General features: G+C 63.5%; 21 protein-coding genes. 17 read left to right on the forward strand and 4 right to left on the reverse strand.

The window, feature by feature from the left end; genetic code table 11:
* Nucleotides 1-4: 4 nt before the first annotated feature.
* Both cobN and cobO read left to right on the forward strand, forming a co-directional pair.
* Nucleotides 5-3,853 (forward strand): cobaltochelatase subunit CobN, encoded by a 3,849-nt coding sequence (gene cobN / locus FHT79_RS10080; protein WP_183903334.1) that lies wholly within the window; start codon nucleotides 5-7, stop codon nucleotides 3,851-3,853.
* On the forward strand, nucleotides 3,850-4,500 hold the full coding sequence (gene cobO / locus FHT79_RS10085) for a cob(I)yrinic acid a,c-diamide adenosyltransferase (protein ID WP_097594277.1): 651 nt from the start codon (nucleotides 3,850-3,852) through the stop codon (nucleotides 4,498-4,500). Before cobN ends, cobO begins: the two co-directional genes overlap by 4 nt.
* Before the next feature lie 5 nt (nucleotides 4,501-4,505).
* Here the strand turns inward: cobO and FHT79_RS10090 are convergent, their stop codons facing one another.
* From FHT79_RS10090 to FHT79_RS10100, 3 genes are all read right to left on the reverse strand, one after another.
* On the reverse strand, nucleotides 4,506-5,300 hold the full coding sequence (locus FHT79_RS10090; RefSeq protein WP_168333174.1) for a helix-turn-helix transcriptional regulator: 795 nt from the start codon (nucleotides 5,298-5,300) through the stop codon (nucleotides 4,506-4,508).
* Nucleotides 5,300-5,665, reverse strand: a complete 366-nt coding sequence (locus tag FHT79_RS10095; protein ID WP_246713971.1) for a nuclear transport factor 2 family protein — start codon at nucleotides 5,663-5,665, stop codon at nucleotides 5,300-5,302. The genes FHT79_RS10090 and FHT79_RS10095 overlap by 1 nt, the downstream gene beginning before the upstream one ends.
* A gap of 110 nt (nucleotides 5,666-5,775) precedes the next feature.
* Nucleotides 5,776-6,561, reverse strand: coding sequence for a TSUP family transporter (locus FHT79_RS10100; protein WP_047611645.1), 786 nt, complete (start codon nucleotides 6,559-6,561; stop codon nucleotides 5,776-5,778).
* A gap of 101 nt (nucleotides 6,562-6,662) precedes the next feature.
* Here FHT79_RS10100 and FHT79_RS10105 point away from each other — a divergent pair, with 101 nt between their 5' ends.
* The 8 genes from FHT79_RS10105 (at nucleotide 6,663) to FHT79_RS10140 (ending at nucleotide 13,297) form a co-directional block, all read left to right on the forward strand.
* On the forward strand, nucleotides 6,663-7,082 hold the full coding sequence (locus FHT79_RS10105; RefSeq protein ID WP_097594279.1) for a cobalamin biosynthesis protein: 420 nt from the start codon (nucleotides 6,663-6,665) through the stop codon (nucleotides 7,080-7,082).
* 71 nt (nucleotides 7,083-7,153) lie between these two features.
* A complete protein-coding gene (locus tag FHT79_RS10110; RefSeq protein WP_028756566.1) occupies nucleotides 7,154-8,107 on the forward strand; it encodes a nucleoside hydrolase in 954 nt (317 codons plus the stop codon).
* A 190-nt stretch (nucleotides 8,108-8,297) separates the two neighbouring features.
* A complete protein-coding gene (cobA, locus tag FHT79_RS10115) occupies nucleotides 8,298-9,137 on the forward strand; it encodes a uroporphyrinogen-III C-methyltransferase (protein ID WP_028756567.1) in 840 nt (279 codons plus the stop codon).
* Nucleotides 9,134-10,441, forward strand: coding sequence for a cobyrinate a,c-diamide synthase (locus FHT79_RS10120; protein ID WP_183903336.1), 1,308 nt, complete (start codon nucleotides 9,134-9,136; stop codon nucleotides 10,439-10,441). The genes cobA and FHT79_RS10120 overlap by 4 nt, the downstream gene beginning before the upstream one ends.
* Nucleotides 10,438-11,460, forward strand: a complete 1,023-nt coding sequence (gene cobD, locus FHT79_RS10125) for a threonine-phosphate decarboxylase CobD (protein ID WP_183903337.1) — start codon at nucleotides 10,438-10,440, stop codon at nucleotides 11,458-11,460. Before FHT79_RS10120 ends, cobD begins: the two co-directional genes overlap by 4 nt.
* The gene (cbiB, locus tag FHT79_RS10130; protein ID WP_097594281.1) at nucleotides 11,457-12,437 is read left to right on the forward strand and encodes an adenosylcobinamide-phosphate synthase CbiB; all 981 of its coding nucleotides are present in this window, start codon (nucleotides 11,457-11,459) and stop codon (nucleotides 12,435-12,437) included. The genes cobD and cbiB overlap by 4 nt, the downstream gene beginning before the upstream one ends.
* Nucleotides 12,438-12,518: 81 nt before the next feature.
* A complete protein-coding gene (locus FHT79_RS10135) occupies nucleotides 12,519-12,719 on the forward strand; it encodes a hypothetical protein (protein ID WP_028756576.1) in 201 nt (66 codons plus the stop codon).
* A 149-nt stretch (nucleotides 12,720-12,868) separates the two neighbouring features.
* The gene (locus FHT79_RS10140) at nucleotides 12,869-13,297 is read left to right on the forward strand and encodes a L,D-transpeptidase (RefSeq protein WP_028756575.1); all 429 of its coding nucleotides are present in this window, start codon (nucleotides 12,869-12,871) and stop codon (nucleotides 13,295-13,297) included.
* A gap of 40 nt (nucleotides 13,298-13,337) precedes the next feature.
* Here FHT79_RS10140 and FHT79_RS10145 read toward each other — a convergent pair whose 3' ends face one another.
* Nucleotides 13,338-14,060, reverse strand: coding sequence for a Crp/Fnr family transcriptional regulator (locus tag FHT79_RS10145; protein WP_028756574.1), 723 nt, complete (start codon nucleotides 14,058-14,060; stop codon nucleotides 13,338-13,340).
* A gap of 419 nt (nucleotides 14,061-14,479) precedes the next feature.
* On the opposite strand from FHT79_RS10145, the gene FHT79_RS10150 reads away from it, so the two are divergent.
* From FHT79_RS10150 to FHT79_RS10180, 7 genes are all read left to right on the forward strand, one after another.
* Nucleotides 14,480-14,758, forward strand: coding sequence for an acyl carrier protein (locus FHT79_RS10150; RefSeq protein ID WP_003540486.1), 279 nt, complete (start codon nucleotides 14,480-14,482; stop codon nucleotides 14,756-14,758).
* A 212-nt stretch (nucleotides 14,759-14,970) separates the two neighbouring features.
* Complete coding sequence (locus FHT79_RS10155; RefSeq protein ID WP_003564235.1) at nucleotides 14,971-15,453, forward strand: 3-hydroxyacyl-ACP dehydratase FabZ family protein; 483 nt, start codon at nucleotides 14,971-14,973, stop codon at nucleotides 15,451-15,453.
* A complete protein-coding gene (locus tag FHT79_RS10160; RefSeq protein WP_028756573.1) occupies nucleotides 15,450-16,655 on the forward strand; it encodes a beta-ketoacyl-ACP synthase in 1,206 nt (401 codons plus the stop codon). Before FHT79_RS10155 ends, FHT79_RS10160 begins: the two co-directional genes overlap by 4 nt.
* An 11-nt stretch (nucleotides 16,656-16,666) precedes the next feature.
* Nucleotides 16,667-17,953, forward strand: a complete 1,287-nt coding sequence (locus FHT79_RS10165; protein WP_063475073.1) for a beta-ketoacyl-ACP synthase — start codon at nucleotides 16,667-16,669, stop codon at nucleotides 17,951-17,953.
* 55 nt (nucleotides 17,954-18,008) lie between these two features.
* Nucleotides 18,009-19,037: a zinc-binding dehydrogenase gene (locus FHT79_RS10170; RefSeq protein ID WP_063475072.1), complete on the forward strand. Its 1,029-nt coding sequence runs from the start codon at nucleotides 18,009-18,011 to the stop codon at nucleotides 19,035-19,037.
* 4 nt (nucleotides 19,038-19,041) lie between these two features.
* The gene (locus FHT79_RS10175; RefSeq protein WP_168333181.1) at nucleotides 19,042-19,977 is read left to right on the forward strand and encodes a lipid A biosynthesis lauroyl acyltransferase; all 936 of its coding nucleotides are present in this window, start codon (nucleotides 19,042-19,044) and stop codon (nucleotides 19,975-19,977) included.
* A gap of 245 nt (nucleotides 19,978-20,222) precedes the next feature.
* Nucleotides 20,223-20,939 (forward strand): PAS domain-containing protein, encoded by a 717-nt coding sequence (locus FHT79_RS10180; protein ID WP_097594285.1) that lies wholly within the window; start codon nucleotides 20,223-20,225, stop codon nucleotides 20,937-20,939.
* The last annotated feature ends 38 nt before the right edge of the window (nucleotides 20,940-20,977 follow it).

Genomic DNA, 20,977 nt, shown 5'->3' on the forward strand with positions numbered 1-20,977 from the left:
ACCAATGCATCTGCTTCTGGCCCAGCAGGGAACGATCAGCGACGGCGAGGAGGCGATTGACCTCGGGCAGACGCCGGGCGAAATCCTGTTCCTGTCGGCTGCCGACAGCGAGCTTGCCGCGATCGCGGCCGCCCGTCGCGATCGCGGTGGGCAGCATTCGTTGCGGCTCGCCAGCCTGATGAGCCTCAAGCATCCGATGTCGGTCGATACCTATGTCGAGCGCACGGCGCGGCATGCCAAGCTGATTATCGTGCGGGCGCTCGGCGGCGCCAGCTATTTTCACTATGCGCTGGAAGCGCTGCATGCCGCAGCGTCCCGCGCCGGTGCATTGATCGCGGTGCTGCCGGGTGACGCGAAGCCGGATGCCGGGCTCGTCCCTTTCTCCAATGTTGATCTCGACGATCTCAATGCGCTGTGGGCCTATCTGATCGAGGGTGGCGATGCCAATGCGCGGGCCTTCCTCGACTATGCCGGGGCGATGCTGGCAGGCATGGAGAAGCCGGCGCCGGCGGTGCCACTGATGAAGGCCGGCATCTGGTGGCCGGGGCGAGGGTTGATCGGGGTTGAGGAGTGGCGGCGGGTTGTTGCGGAGGAGTCTTGGCGCGTGGCTGCCTCTTTGTCCGGCAGGACAGAGGGGGGTACCTCAAACTCGACGGAGAAGATGGGAATCGAACCCACACCTTCCCCCGTCGTCGCTATCAGCTTCTACCGCGCCCTCGTCCAAAGCGGCGAAACCGGGCCGATCGAGGCACTGGTCGAGGCGCTGGTCGCACTTGGCCTCCGGCCGTTGCCGGTCTTTGCCTATAGCCTCAAGGATCCCGTTTCGACAGGCATTCTCGGAAGCGTGTTTTCGGCACTGAAGCCCGATGTCGTCATCAACACGACTGGCTTTGCCGTCTCGGCACCGGGTGCGGATCGGCAGCCAACGGTGCTGGAGGCGAATGAGGCGATCGTACTGCAGGCTATCCTGTCGGCTTCTTCGAGGGAGGCGTGGGCGGCTTCCTCGCAAGGCCTGTCGGCGCGCGATCTCGGCATGAATGTGGCGCTCCCAGAGGTGGACGGCCGGGTGCTGGCGCGGGCTGTCTCCTTCAAGACGGCGGCGCGTTACGATGCGGCTGTCGAGACGAATATCGTCGCCAGCGAACCGGATGCCGGCCGGGTGCGCTATACGGCGGAGCTTGCCGCCAACTGGGCGCGGCTGCGGAGGGCTTGCGCCGGCGACCGGCGCATCGCGCTCGTTATGGCGAATTATCCGAATCGCGACGGTCGGCTCGGCAACGGCGTCGGCCTCGATACGCCGGCCGGCACCATCGAAGTGCTGAAGGCTATGCGGGCGGCGGGTTATCCGGTCGCCGACATTCCGGCCGACGGCGATGCGCTGATCCGCCATCTGATGGAAGGACCGACCAATTCCGGTCATGACGGTAAGATCATCCGAGAGACGCTTTCCCTGAGTCTCTACAACGGCTTCCTGGAATCTCTTCCCAATCAGATTCAGGATGAGGTGAGAGCCCGTTGGGGCGATCCCGAAGACGATCCGTATTTTCGCGGGGGCGCTTTCGCTCTGCCGTTTGCCCGGTTCGGCGGTGTGCTCGTCGGGATCCAGCCGGCGCGCGGCTACAATATCGATCCGAAGGAGAGCTATCATTCGCCGGATCTCGTGCCGCCGCACGGCTACCTCGCCTTCTACGCTTTCCTGCGCCGCGAATTCGCTGCCCATGCCGTCATCCACATGGGCAAACATGGCAATCTCGAATGGTTGCCGGGCAAGGCGCTGGCGCTGTCGGAAAGCTGCTATCCCGAGGCGATCCTCGGGCCGCTGCCGCATCTCTATCCCTTCATCGTCAACGATCCCGGCGAGGGCACGCAGGCCAAGCGCCGCAGCGCTGCCGTCATCATCGATCATCTGACGCCGCCTTTGACGCGGGCCGAGAGTTACGGGCCGCTGAAAGACCTGGAAGCGCTGGTCGACGAATATTATGAGGCCTCCGGCGGCGATCCCCGCCGCATCCGCCTGCTCAGCCGGCAGATTCTCGATCTCGTCGCCGATATCGGCCTCGACCGCGACGCCGGCATAACGAAGGGCGAAAGCGAGGGTGAGGCGCTGAAGAAGCTCGACGCCTATCTCTGCGACCTCAAGGAAATGCAGATCCGCGACGGGCTGCATGTGTTCGGCGTGTCGCCCGAGGGGCGGCTCTTGACCGATCTGACCGTGGCGCTGGCGCGGGTCCCGCGCGGGCTGGGTGAGGGCGGGGATGCGAGCCTGCAGCGGGCGATCGCGGCGGATGCTGGATTGAGCGGCGTCGTGCGGGGTGCCTCTATCTTCGACCCTCTCGATTGCGACATGGCCACTGCCTGGACCCGCCCGACGCCCGCAATCGTCGCCGATATTCTCGACGCCGCCTGGCGGACCAATGGAGACACCGTCGAGCGCATCGAACTGCTGGCCGCAAAATTCGTCTCCGGCGAGATGGACTGCCCGTCCCTCTGGTCTCAAACCAGATCGGTACTCTCCGAAATCGACACCCGCCTCAAGCCCTCCATCCTTGCCTGCGGCCCCGCCGAGATCGACGGGCTGCTTAAAGGGCTCGACGGCCGGTTCGTCGCGCCCGGGCCTTCCGGCGCGCCGACGCGCGGGCGGCCCGACGTGCTGCCGACCGGCCGCAATTTCTATTCGGTCGACAGTCGCGCCGTGCCGACGCCGGCGGCCTACGAGCTCGGTAAGAAGTCCGCAGAACTGCTGGTGCGCCGCTATGTGCAGGATCACGGCGAATGGCCTGTCTCCTTCGGGCTGACGGCCTGGGGCACGTCGAACATGCGCACCGGCGGTGACGACATCGCCCAGGCTTTGGCGCTGATCGGCGTCAGGCCGCTCTGGGACATGAGCTCGCGCCGTGTCACCGGCTATGAGATCATCCCGCCGGCGATGCTCGGACGGCCGCGTGTCGATGTGACGCTCCGCATCTCCGGCTTTTTCCGCGATGCCTTCCCCGAGCAGATCGCGCTGTTCGACAAGGCGATCCGCGCCGTCGGCGCGCTCGACGAGGACCAGGCGGACAATCCGATCGCAGCGCGCATGCGCGGCGAGGCGGCAAGGCTTGCCGCCGCCGGTCTGGACGAAGTCTCGGCAAAACGCCGGGCAGGCTACCGGGTCTTCGGTTCGAAGCCGGGTGCCTATGGCGCCGGCCTGCAGGCGCTGATCGATGAAAAGGGCTGGGAGCGGCGCGCCGATCTCGCCGAAGCCTATCTCGTCTGGGGCAGCTATGCCTATGGCGCCGGCGAGGAAGGCAAGGCCGAACGCGGCCTGTTCGAGGAGCGGCTGCGCTCGGTGCAGGCCGTCATTCAGAACCAGGACAATCGCGAGCACGACCTGCTCGACAGCGACGATTACTACCAGTTCGAGGGCGGCATGGCGGCGGCGGCCGAACAGCTCGCCGGCGCGCGTCCTTCGATCTATCATAACGACCATTCCAGGCCGGAAAAGCCGGTGATCCGTTCGCTCGAGGAGGAGATCGGCCGCGTCGTGCGCGGACGTGTCGTCAATCCGAAATGGATCGCAGGCGTCATGCGCCACGGCTATAAGGGGGCGGCCGAGATTGCCGCCACCGTCGATTATCTCTTCGCCTTTTCGGCGACGACGGGGGCGGTCGGCGCTCATCATTTCGAGGCGGTCTACCAGGCCTTCGTCGCCGATCCCGCCGTGCGCGATTTCATGATCGAGAAGAACCCGGCTGCATTCGACGAGATGAGGGGGCGGCTGCGCGAAGCCGTCGACCGCAGTCTTTGGACGCCGCGCAGCAATTCGGCCCAGTTCGACCTGGCCGCCAGACAACAGAATGAGGTGAACCAATGAGTGACGAAACCCCTGACAGCGAGATCGCAGAAGCCGGGACCGGCAAGGACGATGCACGCCACGCCGAGAAGATGGCGAAGAAGAAGGCGGCGCGCGACAAGATCATGGCGACCAAGACCGACGGCAAGGGCCTGATCATCGTCCATACCGGCAAGGGCAAGGGAAAATCGTCGGCCGCCTTTGGCATGATCTTCCGCCACATCGCCCACGGTAAGCCCTCGGCCGTCGTGCAGTTCATCAAGGGTGCGATGTGGACCGGCGAACGCGACCTGATCGAGAAGCATTTCTCCGATCTCTGCCAGTTCCACACGATGGGCGAGGGTTTTACCTGGGAAACGCAGGACCGCGCCCGCGATGTCGCGGCCGCCTCGGCCGCCTGGGAAAAGGCCAAGGAGCTGATCCGCGATGAAAGCAATTCCATGGTGCTGCTCGACGAGATCAACATCGCGCTGCGCTACGACTATCTCGACATCAACGAGGTCGTCGCCTTTCTGAAGACCGAGAAACCCGCGATGACGCATGTCGTGCTGACGGGGCGCAACGCCAAGGAGGAACTGATCGAGATCGCCGATCTGGTGACCGAGATGGAACTCGTCAAACATCCCTTCCGCTCCGGCATCAAGGGCCAGCCGGGCGTGGAGTTCTGAGACGGTCAGTTGAGCGCGAGGCTGCGCAGGATGGCCGCCGTTTCCTCATCCGCCGGAAAGAAAGATTCGACCGCGAGTTCCGACAAAGTGATGTCGACGGGCGTGCCGAAGACCGTCGTTGTCGAAATCAGGGAAAGCAAGCCGGCCTTGGTCGAAAGTTGAAGGGGAACGGCGATGCCGGCATAGTCGGTATGGACCTCGCCGGCAGTTTTAGGCGCTGGATAGGACAACAACTCCTTCAAAAGCTTGTCCAAGATTGGATCGCCCGAAGCCGAGAACTGTTGGCGCAGCCTGCTGATAAGGTGGGCGCGCCACTCGGAGAGGTTTTTGACATGGGGCGCCAATCCTTGTGGATGCAGACTGAGGCGCAGGACGTTGACAGGTGGCGAGAGCAAGGACTGATCGGCAACGCCTGAGAGCAACGGCGCGATGGCCGCATTGGCTGCGATGAGTGTCCAGTGGCGGTCGATGGCGATTGCTGGGAAGGGCTCGTGCCCTTTCAACACCATGTCGATGGCGCGACGGGCCGGTTCCAGTGCGGGATCATCCAACTTGCGTTCGGCAAAAACAGGAGCGAAACCCGCCGCGAGCAGCAGCGGGTTTCGATCGCGAAGCGGCACGTCGAGCCGTTCGGCAAGATGCAGCAGCATGTCGCGGCTTGGTGTCGAGCGCCCGCTCTCGATGAAGCTCAGATGCCGCTGCGAGATCTCCGCCTCCAGCGCGAGGTCGAGCTGGCTCATGCGGCGGCGCTGGCGCCATTCGCGCAGATGGTCTCCAAGGGAGCGGGCGGTCGGCGCCATCAGGCGGCTACCGGCAGCAAATCTATGAAACCGCGGACGGATTTCAGCTTGCCGCCATCGAGCTCGGCAAAATCCGTGCCCTTGATCAGCGCTTCGCCATTTTCCGGGCCGAGGCCCCAGGAGAAGCGCAGGTTGTCGCCGTAGCCATCGGCCGCGCCGATCAGTTCGAAGCGGAAGCCGGGGAAGCGGCTTTGCACCGCCTCGACCAGTGAATTGATCTGCTCATGGCCTTCGCCGCGCATCAGCGGATCGATATAGGTGGCGGCTTCGCTCCAGCTCTCGGCGATGAGAGCGCGGCGGCGAACAGCATCCGTCTCGTTCCAGACGGCGAGATAGCGCTCTGCGTTGTTGTTTGCGTCATTCATCAGGTCATCTCCTCTTGATCGCCCGTCAATTCCAGGCAGCCCGATCATGCGGGAAGGCGATGTACCGTATCAATTACGCCAGAGGTAATGAAGATGGTCGAGGGTGCGTGTCAGGCGCCGAGCCAGATGCGCAGCGGATTTGCCGGGTTGGCGAGCAGCTTCACCGCAAGGGCGATGCAGACGAAGACGAGCAGAGGCTTGATGAGCTTTGCGCCGATGCGCATGGCCAGCCGGGAACCCAGCTGCGCGCCGAGGAACTGGCAGATGCCCATCAACAGGCCGATCTTCCAGAGGATCGCGCCGAAGCTTGCGAAGACGATGAGCGCGCCGAAATTCGATCCGAGATTGAGAAGCTTGGTGTGGGCCGTCGCCTTCAGCACGCCGAAGCCGGCGAGTGTGACGAAGGCCAGCATGAAGAAGGAACCGGTGCCGGGGCCGAAGACGCCGTCATAGAGGCCGATGACCGGGACAAGCGTCAAGCCGAAGGCGAAGGGCGTGATGAGACGATGTTTGTCGAGGTCGTTAAGATTAGGCTTGACGGCAAAGAAGATCGCGATCGCCACCAGCAGCACCGGCATGATCGCCTCCAGCACCTCACCGGGCACGATCGTGGCGAGTGCGGCGCCGAGTGCGCCGCCCATGATGGCCATCAGCGCCATCGGCAATTGCTCACGCAGCTCCACATGGCCCTTGCGAGCATAAGCGATCGTGGCCGAGGCGGCGCCGAAGAGGGACTGCACCTTGTTGGTACCGAGGGTCTGGAGCGGCGGAATGCCGGCGATCAGCATGACGGGAACGGTGACGAGGCCGCCGCCGCCGGCAATGGAATCGACGAAACCGGCAAAAAAGGCAGCGATGCAGAGCAGCAGAAGCAGATGGAAGGCGATATCGGGCAAGGTGGTATTCCAGGCAGGGATTTCGGACGGCCTTGTTGCATTTGCCGCACCAAGCTGCAATGGCTGCGAGGACACGGGCAGGGCGCATTCGGCGGTTTTCCATGAGCGATATCTCTTTCGATAGGGCGAGGCGCCACGTGCTCGGCCTCGGTTGCGAGCGGGGGACGCTACCTGCCGAGATGCTGGCGCTTGCGATCGCAGCGCTCGACGCAGCCGGTATTGCTGCTGCGGAACTCGCAGCCATTGCCTCGATCGACAGCCGGAGACATGAGCCGGCAATCCTTGCCGTTGCCGCGCATTTTTCCGCGCCCGCCGTGTTTTTCGACGCGCCGCGGCTGGAAGAGGAGACGCCGCGGCTCAAGAATCCCTCCGCGAAGGTCTTTGCCCGCGTCGGCTGCCATGGGGTTGCCGAGGCAGCTGCGCTGGCGGCTGCGGGGCCGGATGCCGAGCTTGCCGTCGCCAAGATCAAATCTGCGCATGCGACGGCGGCAGTTGCCCGCAGCGGGTTGCAGAAAGCCTAGCCGACGTTATGGTGGCGCCAATTCGCGGCGCCGTCCGGCAGCTTCACGGGTTCACATCTAGAGGATATCTCATGCACAAGGTCATCTATGACACCGACCCTGGCGTCGACGACGCCATGGCGCTTCTTTTTCTGCACCGTCATGCCGAGATCGACCTTCTCGGCATTACCACGGTCTTCGGCAACGCTTCAGTCGAGACGACGACGCGCAATGCGCTCTTCCTCAAGCGCGAATGGAATATTGCGGCACCGGTTGCCAAGGGCGCCAGCGTCACCATCGATTCCTCGCGTGCGGAGCGGCCGTGGCCGGCCATGGTGCATGGCGACAACGGTCTCGGCGATATCGACGTGCCGGAAACGATCGACCTGCCGCTCGATGCGCGCCCGGCGCACCGCTTCATCATCGACACGGTGCGCGCCAACCCGGGTGAGGTCCGCCTCGTCGCCGTCGGCCGGATGACCAACCTGGCGCTGGCGCTGAAGGAAGACCCCGAGATTGCGACGCTGGTCAAGGACGTCGTTATCATGGGCGGCAATTTCTATGTGCCGGGCAATGTCTCGCCGGTCGCCGAGGCCAATATTCACGGTGATCCCGAGGCTGCCGACATCGTCATGACCGCGCCGTGGAAAGTGGCCGTCATCGGCCTCGACGTCACCGCGATCACCACGATGAGCCGCAGCTATCTCGGCGAGATGGCGGCTAGGGGTGATAAGGCTCTCAAGCAGCTCGACGCGCTCTCGCAGTCCTATATCGATTTTTATAAGCACGCGGTCGAAGACGGCATGATGGTGCATGACAGCTGCGCCGGCGTCTATGTCGTGGCACCGGAGCTGTTCTCGTCGATATCGGGTGCGGTGCGCGTCGTCTGTGGCGGCATCGCCGATGGCCAGACGATCGTCAAGCGGGACGGCCGGCATTTTCCGCCTAATGGAGACTGGGACGGACTGCCGAGCCAGATCGTCTGCACCGGCATCGAATCGGAGAAGGTCATCGACCTCATCCGCAACACGCTGCTTGCCGCCTGACGGTCGGGAAGGCCGGCTGCGCCGCGGCTGGCCTTCTTGATGATATTATAATCTATTCATATTGTTGAGCGGGTTTGTTGTGAAATCGAATCCGCCTCTTTGCGAAGTGAGTCATAGCAATCTCAGCAACTTCCAGTGAGGTGACGGGCGCGGCGTTGACCTTGCCCTTTGCGGGGCCTAGATCAACATGATGATCGATGCCGCATTCTCCCATCTTCCGGCTTTGGAGCCGGGCAGCGTCTGGCTCGTCGGCGCCGGTCCCGGCGATCCCGGGCTTTTGACGCTGCTTGCCGCCAAGGGGCTTTTCGAGGCCGACGTCATCGTGCACGACGCGCTGGTGAACGAGGAATGCCTGGCACTGGCGCGGCCGGAAACGCTGGTGGAATATGCCGGCAAACGCGGCGGCAAGCCTTCGGCGAAACAGCGCGACATTTCGCTGCGGCTGGTGGATCTGGCGCGCGCCGGCAAGCGCGTGCTGCGGCTGAAGGGCGGCGATCCCTTCGTCTTCGGCCGCGGCGGCGAGGAGGCATTGACGCTGGTCGAGCACAATATTCCCTTCCGCATCGTGCCCGGCGTCACCGCCGGCATCGGCGGGCTTGCCTATGCCGGCATTCCGGTGACACATCGCGATATCAACCATGCCGTGACCTTCCTCACCGGCCATGATTCCTCCGGTATCGTGCCTGACAGGATCGACTGGGAGGCGATCGGCCGGGGCTCGCCCGTCATCGTCATGTATATGGCGATGAAGCATATAGCCGAGATCAGCGCCAATCTCATCGCCGCCGGCCGGCTGCCGTCGGAACCCGTCGCCTTCGTCTGCAATGCCGCCACCGGCCGGCAGCAGGTGCTGGAAACGACGCTCGGAGAGGCGACCGAGGCTGTTGCCGCCTCCGGGCTGGAGCCGCCGGCGGTGGTCGTCGTCGGCGAGGTGGTGCGGCTCAGAGCCTCGCTCGATTGGCTCGGCGCGCTCGGCGGACGGCGCCTGCAACCCGATCCGTTCCGCCGGTCCGGCAAGGTGCAGGCATGAGCGGCCTCCTGATCGCAGCCCCTTCCTCCGGCGCCGGCAAGACGACGGTGACGCTCGGGCTGCTCAGAGCGCTTCGCCGCCGCGGCATCGCGGTCGCGCCCGGCAAGGCAGGTCCTGACTATATCGACCCCGCCTTCCATGCGGCGGCAAGCGGCACGCTCTGTCTGAATTTCGATTTCTGGGCGATGCGCCCTGAACTGATCTCGGCCAATGCGGCCCTGCATCGCTCCGGCGACCGCATCCTCGTCATCGAGGCAATGATGGGGCTTTTCGACGGAGCGGCCGACGGAAAGGGCACGGCGGCCGATCTTGCCGCCCAGCTCGGTCTTTCGGTGGTGCTCGTCGTCGATGCCTCGCGCATGTCGCAGTCGGTGGCGCCGCTGGTCGCCGGTTTTGCCGGTTTCCGCGCCGATGTCCGCGTTGCCGGCGTCATCCTCAACAAGGTCGGCAGCGAACGGCACGAGGCGATGCTGCGCCAGGCGCTCGAGGCTATCCGCATGCCCGTCATCGCCGTGATCGGCAGCGACAAGGCGCTTTCGCTGCCGGAGCGCCATCTCGGCCTCGTCCAGGCCGGCGAACATGCGAGCCTCGAAGATTTCATCGATCACGCGGCGGATGCGGTCTCCGAGGAATGCAATTTCGAATTCCTGCTGCGCATCGCCAGGCAGGGGCTCAACCGGCCGTCGGCCGCCAATATCGAGCGGCTGATGCCGCTGGGCGCCCGTATCGCGGTGGCGCGCGATGTCGCCTTTGCCTTTTCTTATGAGCACATGCTGCTCGGCTGGCGGCGCCGGGGTGCTGCGATCTCCTTCTTCTCGCCGCTTGCCGACGAGGCGCCGGCTGGCGATGCCGATGCGATTTATCTGCCGGGCGGTTATCCCGAGCTGCATGCCGGGCGGCTGGCCGCGGCGCCGAATTTTCGCGCCGGCATGCTCGATGCGGCGGCACGAGACATCAGGATCTACGGAGAGTGCGGCGGCTACATGGTGCTCGGCGACGGGCTGATCGACGCGGAAGGGCGCCGCCACGAAATGCTCGGCCTGCTGCCCGTCGTCACCAGCTATGCCAAGCGGCAACGCCATCTCGGCTATCGCCGTGTCATGCCGCTCGACGGCGCCTTCTTCGCGCGGACGATGACGGCGCATGAATTCCACTATTCCACCGTCGTCTCCGAGGGCGAGGGGAATCGGCTGTTTGCAACGCAGGATGCGCTCGGAACCGATCTGGGTGCTGCCGGCCTCCGGCGCGACCAGGTGGCGGGCTCCTACATGCATCTGATCGATCTGGCCGGAGCTGCCGCATGAGCGCACCGATCGCCCATGGCGGCGGCATCACCGCCGCTGCCGCGACCTTCGGCGGCAGGCCGGAAGACTGGCTCGATCTTTCCACCGGCATCAATCCATGCCCTGTCGCCTTGCCCGACATTCCGGCAAGGGCCTGGCATCGGCTGCCGGACCGGCATCTCGTCGATGAGGCAAGGCGCGCGGCGCGCGATCATTATGGCAGCGGCGAGATCCTGCCGCTGCCGGTGCCCGGCACGCAATCCGTGATCCAGTTGCTGCCGCGCCTCATCGCGGCGGGTAAGCCTGTTGGCGCCATGGACGACACGGTTGCCGTGGTATCGCCGACCTATGGGGAATATGCGCACGCCTTCGCTTCGGCCGGCTTTGCCGTCGACGCGGTCGATAATGTTGCCGCAATCGGGATCGAGCATCGGCTCGCGGTTGTGGTCAATCCGAACAATCCGGATGGGCTTATATGGTCGACGGAAACGCTGGTCGCACTGCACGACAGGATAAAAGCGGCAAATGGGCTGCTCGTCGTCGATGAGGCTTTCGGGGATATCGACCCGGCGCTGAGCCTGGCGGCTCGCGTGCAAGAACTTTCCAACCTCATCATCTTCCGCTCCTTCGGTAAGTTCTTCGGACTTGCGGGCCTGCGGCTCGGCTTTGCGATTGCGCGTAGCGATATTCTCGCGCGCTTCGAAGACTGGCTCGGCCCCTGGGCGGTTTCCGGCCCGGCGCTTTCGGTTGCAGCGTCGCTGCTGCGCTCGGATGTTACTTCGATCCGCAGCCGTATCGATGAACGTTGCGCCGGTCTGCATGCGGCGCTGATGGGAGCGGGATTACGGACGTCGGGGGGAACGGCGCTGTTTACCCTTGTCGCCGATGCGAGAGCCGGCGACATTTACACGCATCTCTGCCGCCATCATATTCTCGTCCGCAAGTTCGATTATGCGCCGGAGTGGCTGCGTTTCGGGCTGACGCCCGATGGGGCGGCGGACAGGCGGCTTATCGAAGCCCTTCAGAGATTTGAGCGATGACGATCGACGAAAACCTTCTCGTGCTGCTTCTGGCGCTGCTGCTCGACCGGATCCTCGGCGATCCGCAATGGCTGTGGTCGCGGGTGCCGCATCCCGTCGCCATCTTCGGCGCGGTGATTTCCTATGCCGACCAGCAGCTCAACCCATCAAGCCTGACAGGCTCGCAACGCCGGATGAACGGCGTCGCCGCCATCTTGGCGCTGCTTCTTCTGGCAGTGGCCGCAGGCTTGGTGTTCGACCGGTTCTTCGCGCTGTTCGGCCTTGCCGGCATCCTGCTGGAGACCGGGCTGGTGGCGATCTTCCTGGCGCAGAAGAGCCTTGCCGATCACGTCGCGGCCGTCGCTATTGCGCTGCGCGACGAAGGGCTTGCCGGTGGACGGGCCGCCGTTTCCCGCATCGTCGGGCGCGATCCCGAGACTTTGGACGAGCCGGCCGTCTGCCGCGCGGCGATCGAAAGCCTTGCCGAGAATTTCTCCGATGGCGTGGTGGCGCCGGCGCTCTGGTATGCCGTCTTCGGCCTGCCGGGACTGCTTGCCTACAAGATGCTGAACACGGCGGATTCGATGATCGGCCACAGGTCGGAAAAATACATCGATTTCGGCTGGGCGGCCGCCCGGCTCGACGATGTCGCCAACTGGCCGGCCGCCCGCCTCTCGATCCTGCTGATCGCCGCCGGCGCCTGGATCAGGCGCGGCACCAGTGCCAGCCGAGAAGCGGTTCGGGTGGCGATGCGCGACGGCGGCCTGCACCGCTCGCCGAATTCCGGCCGGCCGGAAGCGGCAATGGCAGGTGCGCTCAATGTCCAACTCGCCGGCCCTCGGGTCTATGGCGGCGTCATCGTGGCCGAGCCGATGATCAACAATCCCGGGCGCGATATGGCCACTGCGGCCGATGTCGAGGACGGCGTTTCGGTGTTCTATGCCAGCTGCATGGTGCTGACGGGTATCATCTTCGGGCTGTTCTTGTGTTTTCTCTAGGGTAGATCACGCCCGGTGGACATGGCCGCCGCAAAGGTTTATTCGAACCGCCTCATATCTTATCAGACCGGAAGCAGAGCGATGACAGTTCAGGTTGAGTTACCGTGCCCGAAGTGCAAGAGCACGAAGATGAAGTTCGAACGTCCCGAGATCCGGGAGACCGACATCATCACCTGTGCGGCCTGTGGGCATAATCTCGGCACAATGGCCTCGATCCGCGAGAAGATGAACAAGGCCTACCAACAGCTCAAGCAGCCTTCGGCGGCGCGCAAGCTCCAGTGAAGCAGAGGCCGGTGTCTTACTCCGGTAACTCCCGCCTTGGCTCGTTAGAGTTGTGATTACCATTCGGATTAAAGCAATATAATAAGTATTGCCGTAGTCTCTCTTCCGTGAGGGCGCAATGAAGTTGCGCGGGCCGAAGAGGGGTTATCATGAAGACGATTTTGGCGGCTGCGGCCGCAAGTTTATTGCTGCAGTTTTCTCCGGTTGCCGCTCAGGCCGCAACGCTGGTCGCCAATATCAGCATCGGCAAGCAGACGATGACCGTTACCGAGAACGGCTTCGTCAAATATCGCTGGAAGGTTTCGACCGCGCGCAACGGCTATGTCACGCCGACCGGTTCGTGGAGCGCCAAATGGCTGTCGCGCGATCACCGCTCCAGGAAATACGACAATGCGCCGATGCCCTTCGCCGTGTTTTTCAACGGCGGTTACGCCGTTCACGCCACCTTCGACCTGAAGCGGCTGGGCCGGCCGGCCTCGCATGGTTGCGTTCGCTTACATCCGGACAATGCTGCCCAGTTCTTCTCGCTGGCACGACAGGCCGGCCTTGCCAATACCCGTGTCATAATCACGCGCTGATCCCGGACCGGAAAGCCGAATGCGGCATTTGATCCCTTTTTTACGCGCTGGTCATGCTCTGCAGCTCATCCATATCGGGGACGACGATATGTCGAAAGTTCTCGATGTGAATGACGCCCCGCTTGCGCAGCTTGGTCATCTGGCGGCTGACGGTTTCGATCGTCATCCCGAGGAAATCGGCGATCTCGGCGCGCGATAGCGGCAGATCGAAGGCGGTGCTCGTGGCGGTCTGCGGTTCGGCATGTGTGGCGATAAGGTAAAGCAGGCTTGCGACTTTCTCGCCTGCGGTGCGCCGGCCGAGCGTCAGCATCCACTCGCGCGCGGCATCGAGCTCCTTCAGCGCCTGATCGTGCAAGCTGCGCTGCAGCTCTGGCGTCTCGGATATCATGCGGTCGAGCAGGTTACGGGGAAAGACGCAGATTTCGGCGTCGGTCGCAGCCTCAGCCGATAGCGTGCTTTCACGCACGAAAGGTCTGCCGACAAAATCGGGGGCGAATTGCAGCCCGACGATCTGCTGGCGCCCGTCCTGCATCACCTTGCAGAGCTTCACCACCCCGCGCATGATGTTCGAATAGAAAGAGCTTTCCGCCCCTTGGGCGATGATTTCGCAGCCGGCCTCGATCTTGCGGCGCAGAGAGTGGCGGTTGAGCTCTCTCAATTGACCACTCGACAGGGCGCCGCAGACGACGCCGTGCCGCGCCTGGCAGGAAGCGCAAGCGACAGGAGTGCTGGTCTCGAAAAGCTCACTGCGTGCAACATCCATGTCCTGATCCCTTTTGAAATCTTCGTATGGCCGGCAGGATTGGCGCGTCCGGCATGGCGCATGCCCGCGCATGCCCCCAGCGCGCCTTGAGGATTATCAATTTCGCCGGGATCGCTGTTTGATTTAGATCAAAGCATCCCCGCCCGCCGGTTTTGCCGGAAGTTGCGTTTGCCGCGATGCGAGGGCCGTTCGCGGGTTTGATTCGGACGGCTTTTTCGCCTTCCGGCTGGGCGGGCTTTCGGGTGCGGCATCGCCGCGCGCCTCGGCGCCCGTCCCGGGGACGGCAAAGACCGGCATTCCATTGCTGTTTAGGCAACACCCAACCGGCAAATTGCCGCAACGCCGGGACGAAAGCATTGGCTTTTGAAATGGATTTGCCTATGAGGAGGTTTAAATCGTCATTTCATGAGGTACAGCGCGTGACCGCTACATTCGATAAAGTTGCCGACATTATTGCAGAAACCAGCGAGATCGACCGCGCGACGATCACGCCGGAGAGCCATACGATCGACGACCTCGGTATCGACAGCCTCGATTTCCTCGACATCGTCTTTGCGATCGACAAGGAATTCGGCATCAAGATTCCGCTCGAAAAGTGGACGCAGGAAGTCAACGAAGGCAAGGTTTCCACCGAAGAATATTTCGTGCTGAAGAACCTCTGCGCCAAGATCGACGAGCTCAAAGCAGCCAAGGCCTGAGCGACATAAAAGTCTTTTTTGAACGCCCTGCCGCCGTGAATATGGCGGCCGGGCGGTTTCGTTCCTAACTAGTGCATGTCGCCCAAAAGCGTGCAGCGGTTTTGGGGCGACGACGTGCACAAAACAAAGACCTAAAGTGCGACCAGCTTCTATGCGACGCGCTTCAGGCGTCACCGGCGGGCGGATCTGGCCTGTCGGGCCGGAGGATCCGAATGCTGCTGGAATATTTCCAGATGATTGACCGCGTCGAAGCGGTGGACCTGAAGAAGGGCACGCTTAAGGCGCGATCCGTCGTGCCGGCCAAGAGCCCCGTTTTCGAAGGCCATTTTCCCGGAATGCCGCTGGTCCCCGGCGTGCTTCTGATCGAGACCATGGCGCAGGCCTCCGGCATGCTGGTGCTTGCCGTCACCGATTTTGCCGCCATGCCTTTCCTGATGACTGTCGACGGCGCCAAGATGCGCACCTTCGTCGAGCCGGAAGCGGTGCTCGACATCGAGGCGGTTCTGGAGCATGACGGTTCGGGTTTTGCGGTCACCAAGGCTAAAATCACCAGCGCCGGCAAGAAGGTCTGCGATGCGCAGCTGAAGCTTCGCACCATGCCGTTTTCCGAGGTGCCGCTCGGCGATATCGTGAAGAAACGTGCCGGCGAGATCGGGCTTCTCGAAGCGATCGCGGCGCAGGGAGTGATTGGATGAGCAAGGCTGCAAACGACGTCGTCATCACAGGCATCGGCATCGTCACCTGTCAGGGCGTCGGCAAGGATGCGCATATCGCGCTGCTTTCGGCCGGCACTACCCCGAAGGCGATCGTCGAGACCGAGAAGTTCAAGCCCTATCCGGTGCATCCGCTGCCCGAGATCGACTGGTCGCAGCAGATCGCCAAGCGCGGCGACCAGCGCCAGATGGAGAACTGGCAGCGCATCGGCGTTTTCGCTGCCGGCCTTGCGCTCGACGATGCCGGCTTCAAGGATGATATCGAGGCCTGCGGCGCCATGGACATGATCGTGGCGGCCGGCGGCGGCGAGCGTGACATCAATGTCGATACGCTGATCGTCGACGAAGCGCTGAAGCGCAACGACCGTGAGCTGCTGCTCAACGAAAAGCTGACGACGGAGCTCCGGCCGACGCTGTTCCTTGCCCAGCTTTCCAACCTGCTCGCCGGCAATATCTCGATCGTGCACAAGGTCACCGGCTCCTCGCGCACCTTCATGGGCGAGGAAGCGGCCGGCATATCAGCCGTCGAGACCGCCTTCTACCGCATCAAGTCAGGCGAATCCTCGCATGCGCTGGTTGGCGGCGCCTTCGCGGCCGAACGGCCCGATATGATCCTGCTCACCGAAGCGATCGGCGCGCATGCGCGCGGCGACTGGGTGCCGCTCTGGTCGCGGAGACCCAGCGACGGCGGCGGCATGATCACCGGTTCGGCCGGCGCCTTCCTGGTGCTCGAATCGCGCAAGCATGCCGAAGCCCGCGGTGCCCATATCTACGCCGTCATCGACGCGGTCGAGGGTGACCGCGGCAACCGCAATGCCGGCAATCTCGAGGTCCGGCTGGAGCGGCTCCTGGCACCGGCCGTCGGACTTGCCGCCGAGAGCACGGCGGTCTTTTCCGGCTCGACCGGTATGCACGATCTTGCCGCCCGTGAACGGGCGGTGCTCGAACATCATTTGCCCGACGTTGCGATCCGCGGCTTCGGCGGCGTCACCGGCCATACGATCGAGACGCAGTTCACGCTGGGGCTGGCGCTTGCAGCCCTTGCCGTCGATGGCAAGGCCAAGGTTCCGCCCTTCGATGCCGCTCATGAGGCGCCGATGCGGGCAGGCGCCACCGCCGCCGTCGTAACCACGGTCGGACATCAGCGCGGCGAAGGTGTTGCCGTTCTTTCCGCAGATGCGTGAGGAGTAAGGACATGACAGCTTCCGCTTACAGGGATCATCTCGGCCGTCCGATCGTGGCGGTGACCGGCATGGGCATCATCACCTCGCTCGGTCAGGGCCTCAGCGACAACTGGGCAGCGCTCTCGTCTGGCACGTCGGGTATCCACGAGATCAACCGTTTCCCGACCGAGGGCCTGTCGACTCGGATCGCCGGCACTGTCGATTTCATCGGCATCCCAGTGCCGAATGCTGTCGAGCGCTCCTATGCTTTTGCCCGCGAAACGACGATCGAGGCGCTTGCTAATGCCGGCCTTTCCGGCGATTTCAACGGCCCGCTGTTCCTCGCCGCCCCGCCGATCGAGCCGGAATGGAGCGCGCGTTTCGAGCTTGCCGACCGTTCACCGGCCTCCGACCATCCGGGCGATGCCTATGAGCGCTTCCTGACGGCGCTGCGCCAGCGCCCGGACCCGGCCTTTCACGAGGCGGCACTGTTCGGCGCGATTTCCGAACGCCTGGCAGACCGGTTCGGCACGCGCGGCCTTCCCGTGACGCTGTCGACCGCATGCGCTTCCGGCGTCACCGCCATCCAACTCGGCATCGAAGCGATCCGCCAGGGCCGCACGACGCGGGCGCTGACGGTTGCGACCGACGGATCGCTGAGCGCCGAAGCGCTGATCCGCTTCTCGCTGCTGTCTGCTCTTTCGACGCAGAACGATCCGCCGACCAAGGCCTCCAAGCCATTCAGCAAGGATCGCGACGGCTTCGTCATCGCCGAAGGTGCCGCGACGCTGGTGCTGGAATCGCTGGAAGCGGCGGTCGCCCGCGGCGCCAAGGTGCTCGGTATCATGAAGGGCGCCGGCGACAAGGCCGACAGCTTTCATCGCACCCGGTCGTCGCCGGATGGCGGCCCGGCAATCGCGACGATCCGCGCGGCGCTTGCCGATGCCGGCATCGACGAGAGCGACATCGGCTACATCAATGCCCACGGCACCTCGACGCCGGAGAACGACAAGATGGAATATGGGGCGATGTCGGCCGTCTTCGGCGAGCGGCTCGTCGGCATCCCGGTCTCGTCGAACAAGTCGATGATCGGCCATACGCTGACGGCAGCGGGTGCCGTCGAGGCGGTGTTCTCGTTGCAGACGATGCTGACCGGGACGCTGCCGCCGACGATCAACTACACCAACCCCGATCCGTCGATCGTTCTCGATGTCGTGCCGAACAAGAAGCGGGAAGCCCAGGTTTCAGCCGTGCTTTCCAACTCCTTCGGCTTCGGCGGGCAGAATGCCAGCCTTGTCATGGCGCTCGAACCGGCTTAAGCGGTTCCCGACAAATTTTTGAGAGAGATGACGCCTTCAGGCGAGGGATTTTGCCATGCGCGCTTTGCAACTGATCGACGACCGCAAGCTTGAGATCACCGATCTGCCGGAACCGGACGCACCTGGCGCCGGAGAGGTGACGTTGCGGGTCAAGGCGGTGGCGCTCAATCACATCGACGTCTGGGGCTGGCGCGGCATGGCCTTCGCCAAGCGCAAGATGCCGCTGGTCATCGGTGCGGAAGCTTCGGGCGTCGTGGAATCGATCGGGCCGGGCGTCGCCAACGTGCTGCCGGGCCAGCTCGTCTCGATCTACGGCGCGCGCACCTGCGGTCTCTGCCGCCCCTGCCGCGAGGGCCGCGACAATCTCTGCGAACATGTCTCGGGCGTGCACGGCTTCCATCTCGACGGCTTTGCGCAGGAGAAGGTCAACCTGCCGGCGCGCCTGCTGGTGCCGGCTCCTCCCGGTGTCGATGCGATCGGTGCAGCACTTGCGCCCGTCACCTTCGGCACGGTCGAGCACATGCTGTTCGACAATGCCAAGCTCGAGCCGGGCGAGACGATTCTCGTCCATGCCGGCGGTTCCGGCATCGGCACGGCGGCGATCCAGCTTGCCAAGAAGATCGGCTGCACCGTCATCACCACGGTCGGTTCCGACGACAAGATCGAGAAGGCCAAGGCGCTTGGCGCCGATCACGTCATCAACTACCGCACCGACCGCTTCGAGGGCGTGGTGCGCAAGCTCACCAAGAAGAAGGGTGTCGACGTCGTCTTCGAACATGTCGGCAAGGACACCTGGGCGGGCTCGATGCTCTGCATGAAGCGCGGCGGGCGGCTCGTCACCTGCGGCTCGACCTCGGGCGTTTCCACAGAGATGAACCTGATGATGCTGTTCCAGCAACAGCTGAAGCTTCTCGGCTCCTTCGGCTGCCGCATGGAGAACATGGCGGATGCGATGCAGAAGATGGGCCGCGGGCTCGTGCATCCCGTCATCGACACCGAAGTCAGCTTCAGCGATATCGACCGGGCGCTGGAGCGGATGGAATCGCGCCAGATCTTCGGCAAGATCATCCTGAAGATGGATTGACCGCGTGAAGCTCTTCATCACCCGGATCGTGCTGGCGCTCAGAAATTTCCAGCAATGGCTGGTGGCGCAGGTGATGTTCGGCTTCCTGAATTTCCTGAAGCTGTTTCCGGCCGATGGCGCGATCCGCTTCGCCGACAGGATGATGCGTCGCCTCGGCCGGCGCACCCGCCGCCACCGGCTGATGCTGACCAATCTGCGCAACGCCTTCCCCGAGAAGAGCGAGGCCGAGATCGAGGAGATCGCGCTCGACAGCTGGGGCAATATGGGCCGGCTGGCGGCCGAATACGTTTTCCTCGACCAACTGTTCGACTACGATCCCGAAAAGTTGGAGCCGGGCAGGGTAGAGGTGTCTGGCGTCCCGATCTTCCTCGACCTGCGCGACAATCCACGCCCCTTCATCGTCTTTACCGGCCATACCGCCAACTTTGAACTGCTGCCGGTGGCAGGGGCCGCCTTCGGGCTCACCGTGACCGTGCTTTTTCGGCCGCCGAACAATCCCTATGTCGCCAAGAAGGTGTTCGACTTCAGGAGTGCGCGCATGGGCAAGCTGGTGCCTTCGCATGCCGGTTCCTCCTTTGCGCTCGCCCGCCAGCTGGAAGCAGGCCAGGGGGTCGGCGTGCTCGTCGACCAGAAATTCCGTAAGGGGCTGAAAGGCACCTTCTTCGGGCGCGAGGTCAAGACCAATCCGCTGCTGCCGAAGCTGGTGCGCCAGTTCGACTGCGAGGTCTATCCGGCGCGCTGCATCCGGCTGCCGGGAAATCGCTACCGGCTGGAGATCGAACCGCGGCTGGACATGCCGCGCGACGCCAAGGGCAATCTCGACCTGCCGGCAGCCGCCCAGCTGCTCAACGACAAGGTGGAAAGCTGGGTACGGGAATACCCGGAACAGTGGCTCTGGTATCACGACCGCTGGCAGATCAAGCAGACGCTCGCGCCTTAAGACAGATTGATTTTAGGTGAGCCGGTCTAAAAAACGCTCACACTTTCGGCATCATGCTGCAAAAAGGTCCACCCTCAATTATCAGCGGTGAAAAGCGGCAGGTGCCCTCGGATTGAAACTGAGGGCACTTCATGTTACCCGTCACCACCAAGACGCGAATAAAGTCTACTGCAGGGCGCATTTGGGGAAGATGCAGCCTTAGCCGGTTTCGGACTCGTTCTTGGGACAATGGGAGTTGGAGCGTCTTGCTGGAGCTTTTTCGGGCCTTTTCCTTGCGTTGCGTTCAAATCGAGGAAGCCATCCGCTTGGGCGACGATCAGCGCGTCACGGCGCTCGACCGCCATGTCGAGCCGCTTGTTGAAGCGATTCTCGCCCACAAGGCGGTGAACCTGCTCGAAGTCTACATGCAACTGCAGTTTGTGACTCATCTGATCGGCCAGGACGCCGACGACAGCGCCAGTGTCACCGAGCACACGACGGTGCTTTCCTACCTGCTCGACCGTTATTTCGGGGCGCATGGGCCGGACTGGCGCACGCCTTCGCCGCGGGATGTGCGCATCGAACCGCCGGCGGCCTATGTGCCGGATACCGACAACGGCCAGTTCCTCAATGCCGCGATCTTGGAAAGCCTGCCGGACCGCGTGGCTGTGCTGACGAGGGATTATCGCTACCTCTATTCCAATCCGGCCAACAGCGCCCATCTCGATAGAAAGCCGATGGAACTCATTGGCCGCCACCTTTCCGAATTCATCGGTGAGGAACGGTTTGCCGAAGGCGCCAAGCACAAGCTCGATGCCTGCTTTGCCGGGGACCAGATCGACTATACCTATGAGCGCCCGGCCGGCAGTGTCGGATCGCGGCAGGTGCGCTGTCGCATGTCACCGCTGCGCGATGCGGGCGGCACGGTCATCGGTGCGCTGATCGTCATGGAAGATCACGATCGGCGGCGGCAGGCTGCCTAACCCGGCCGGCTGATTCAGGCGCGCCCTGGCCAATCAAG

Origin of the sequence: Rhizobium sp. BK212, assembly GCF_014197475.1 — a bacterium.
GTDB lineage: Bacteria > Pseudomonadota > Alphaproteobacteria > Rhizobiales > Rhizobiaceae > Rhizobium > Rhizobium anhuiense.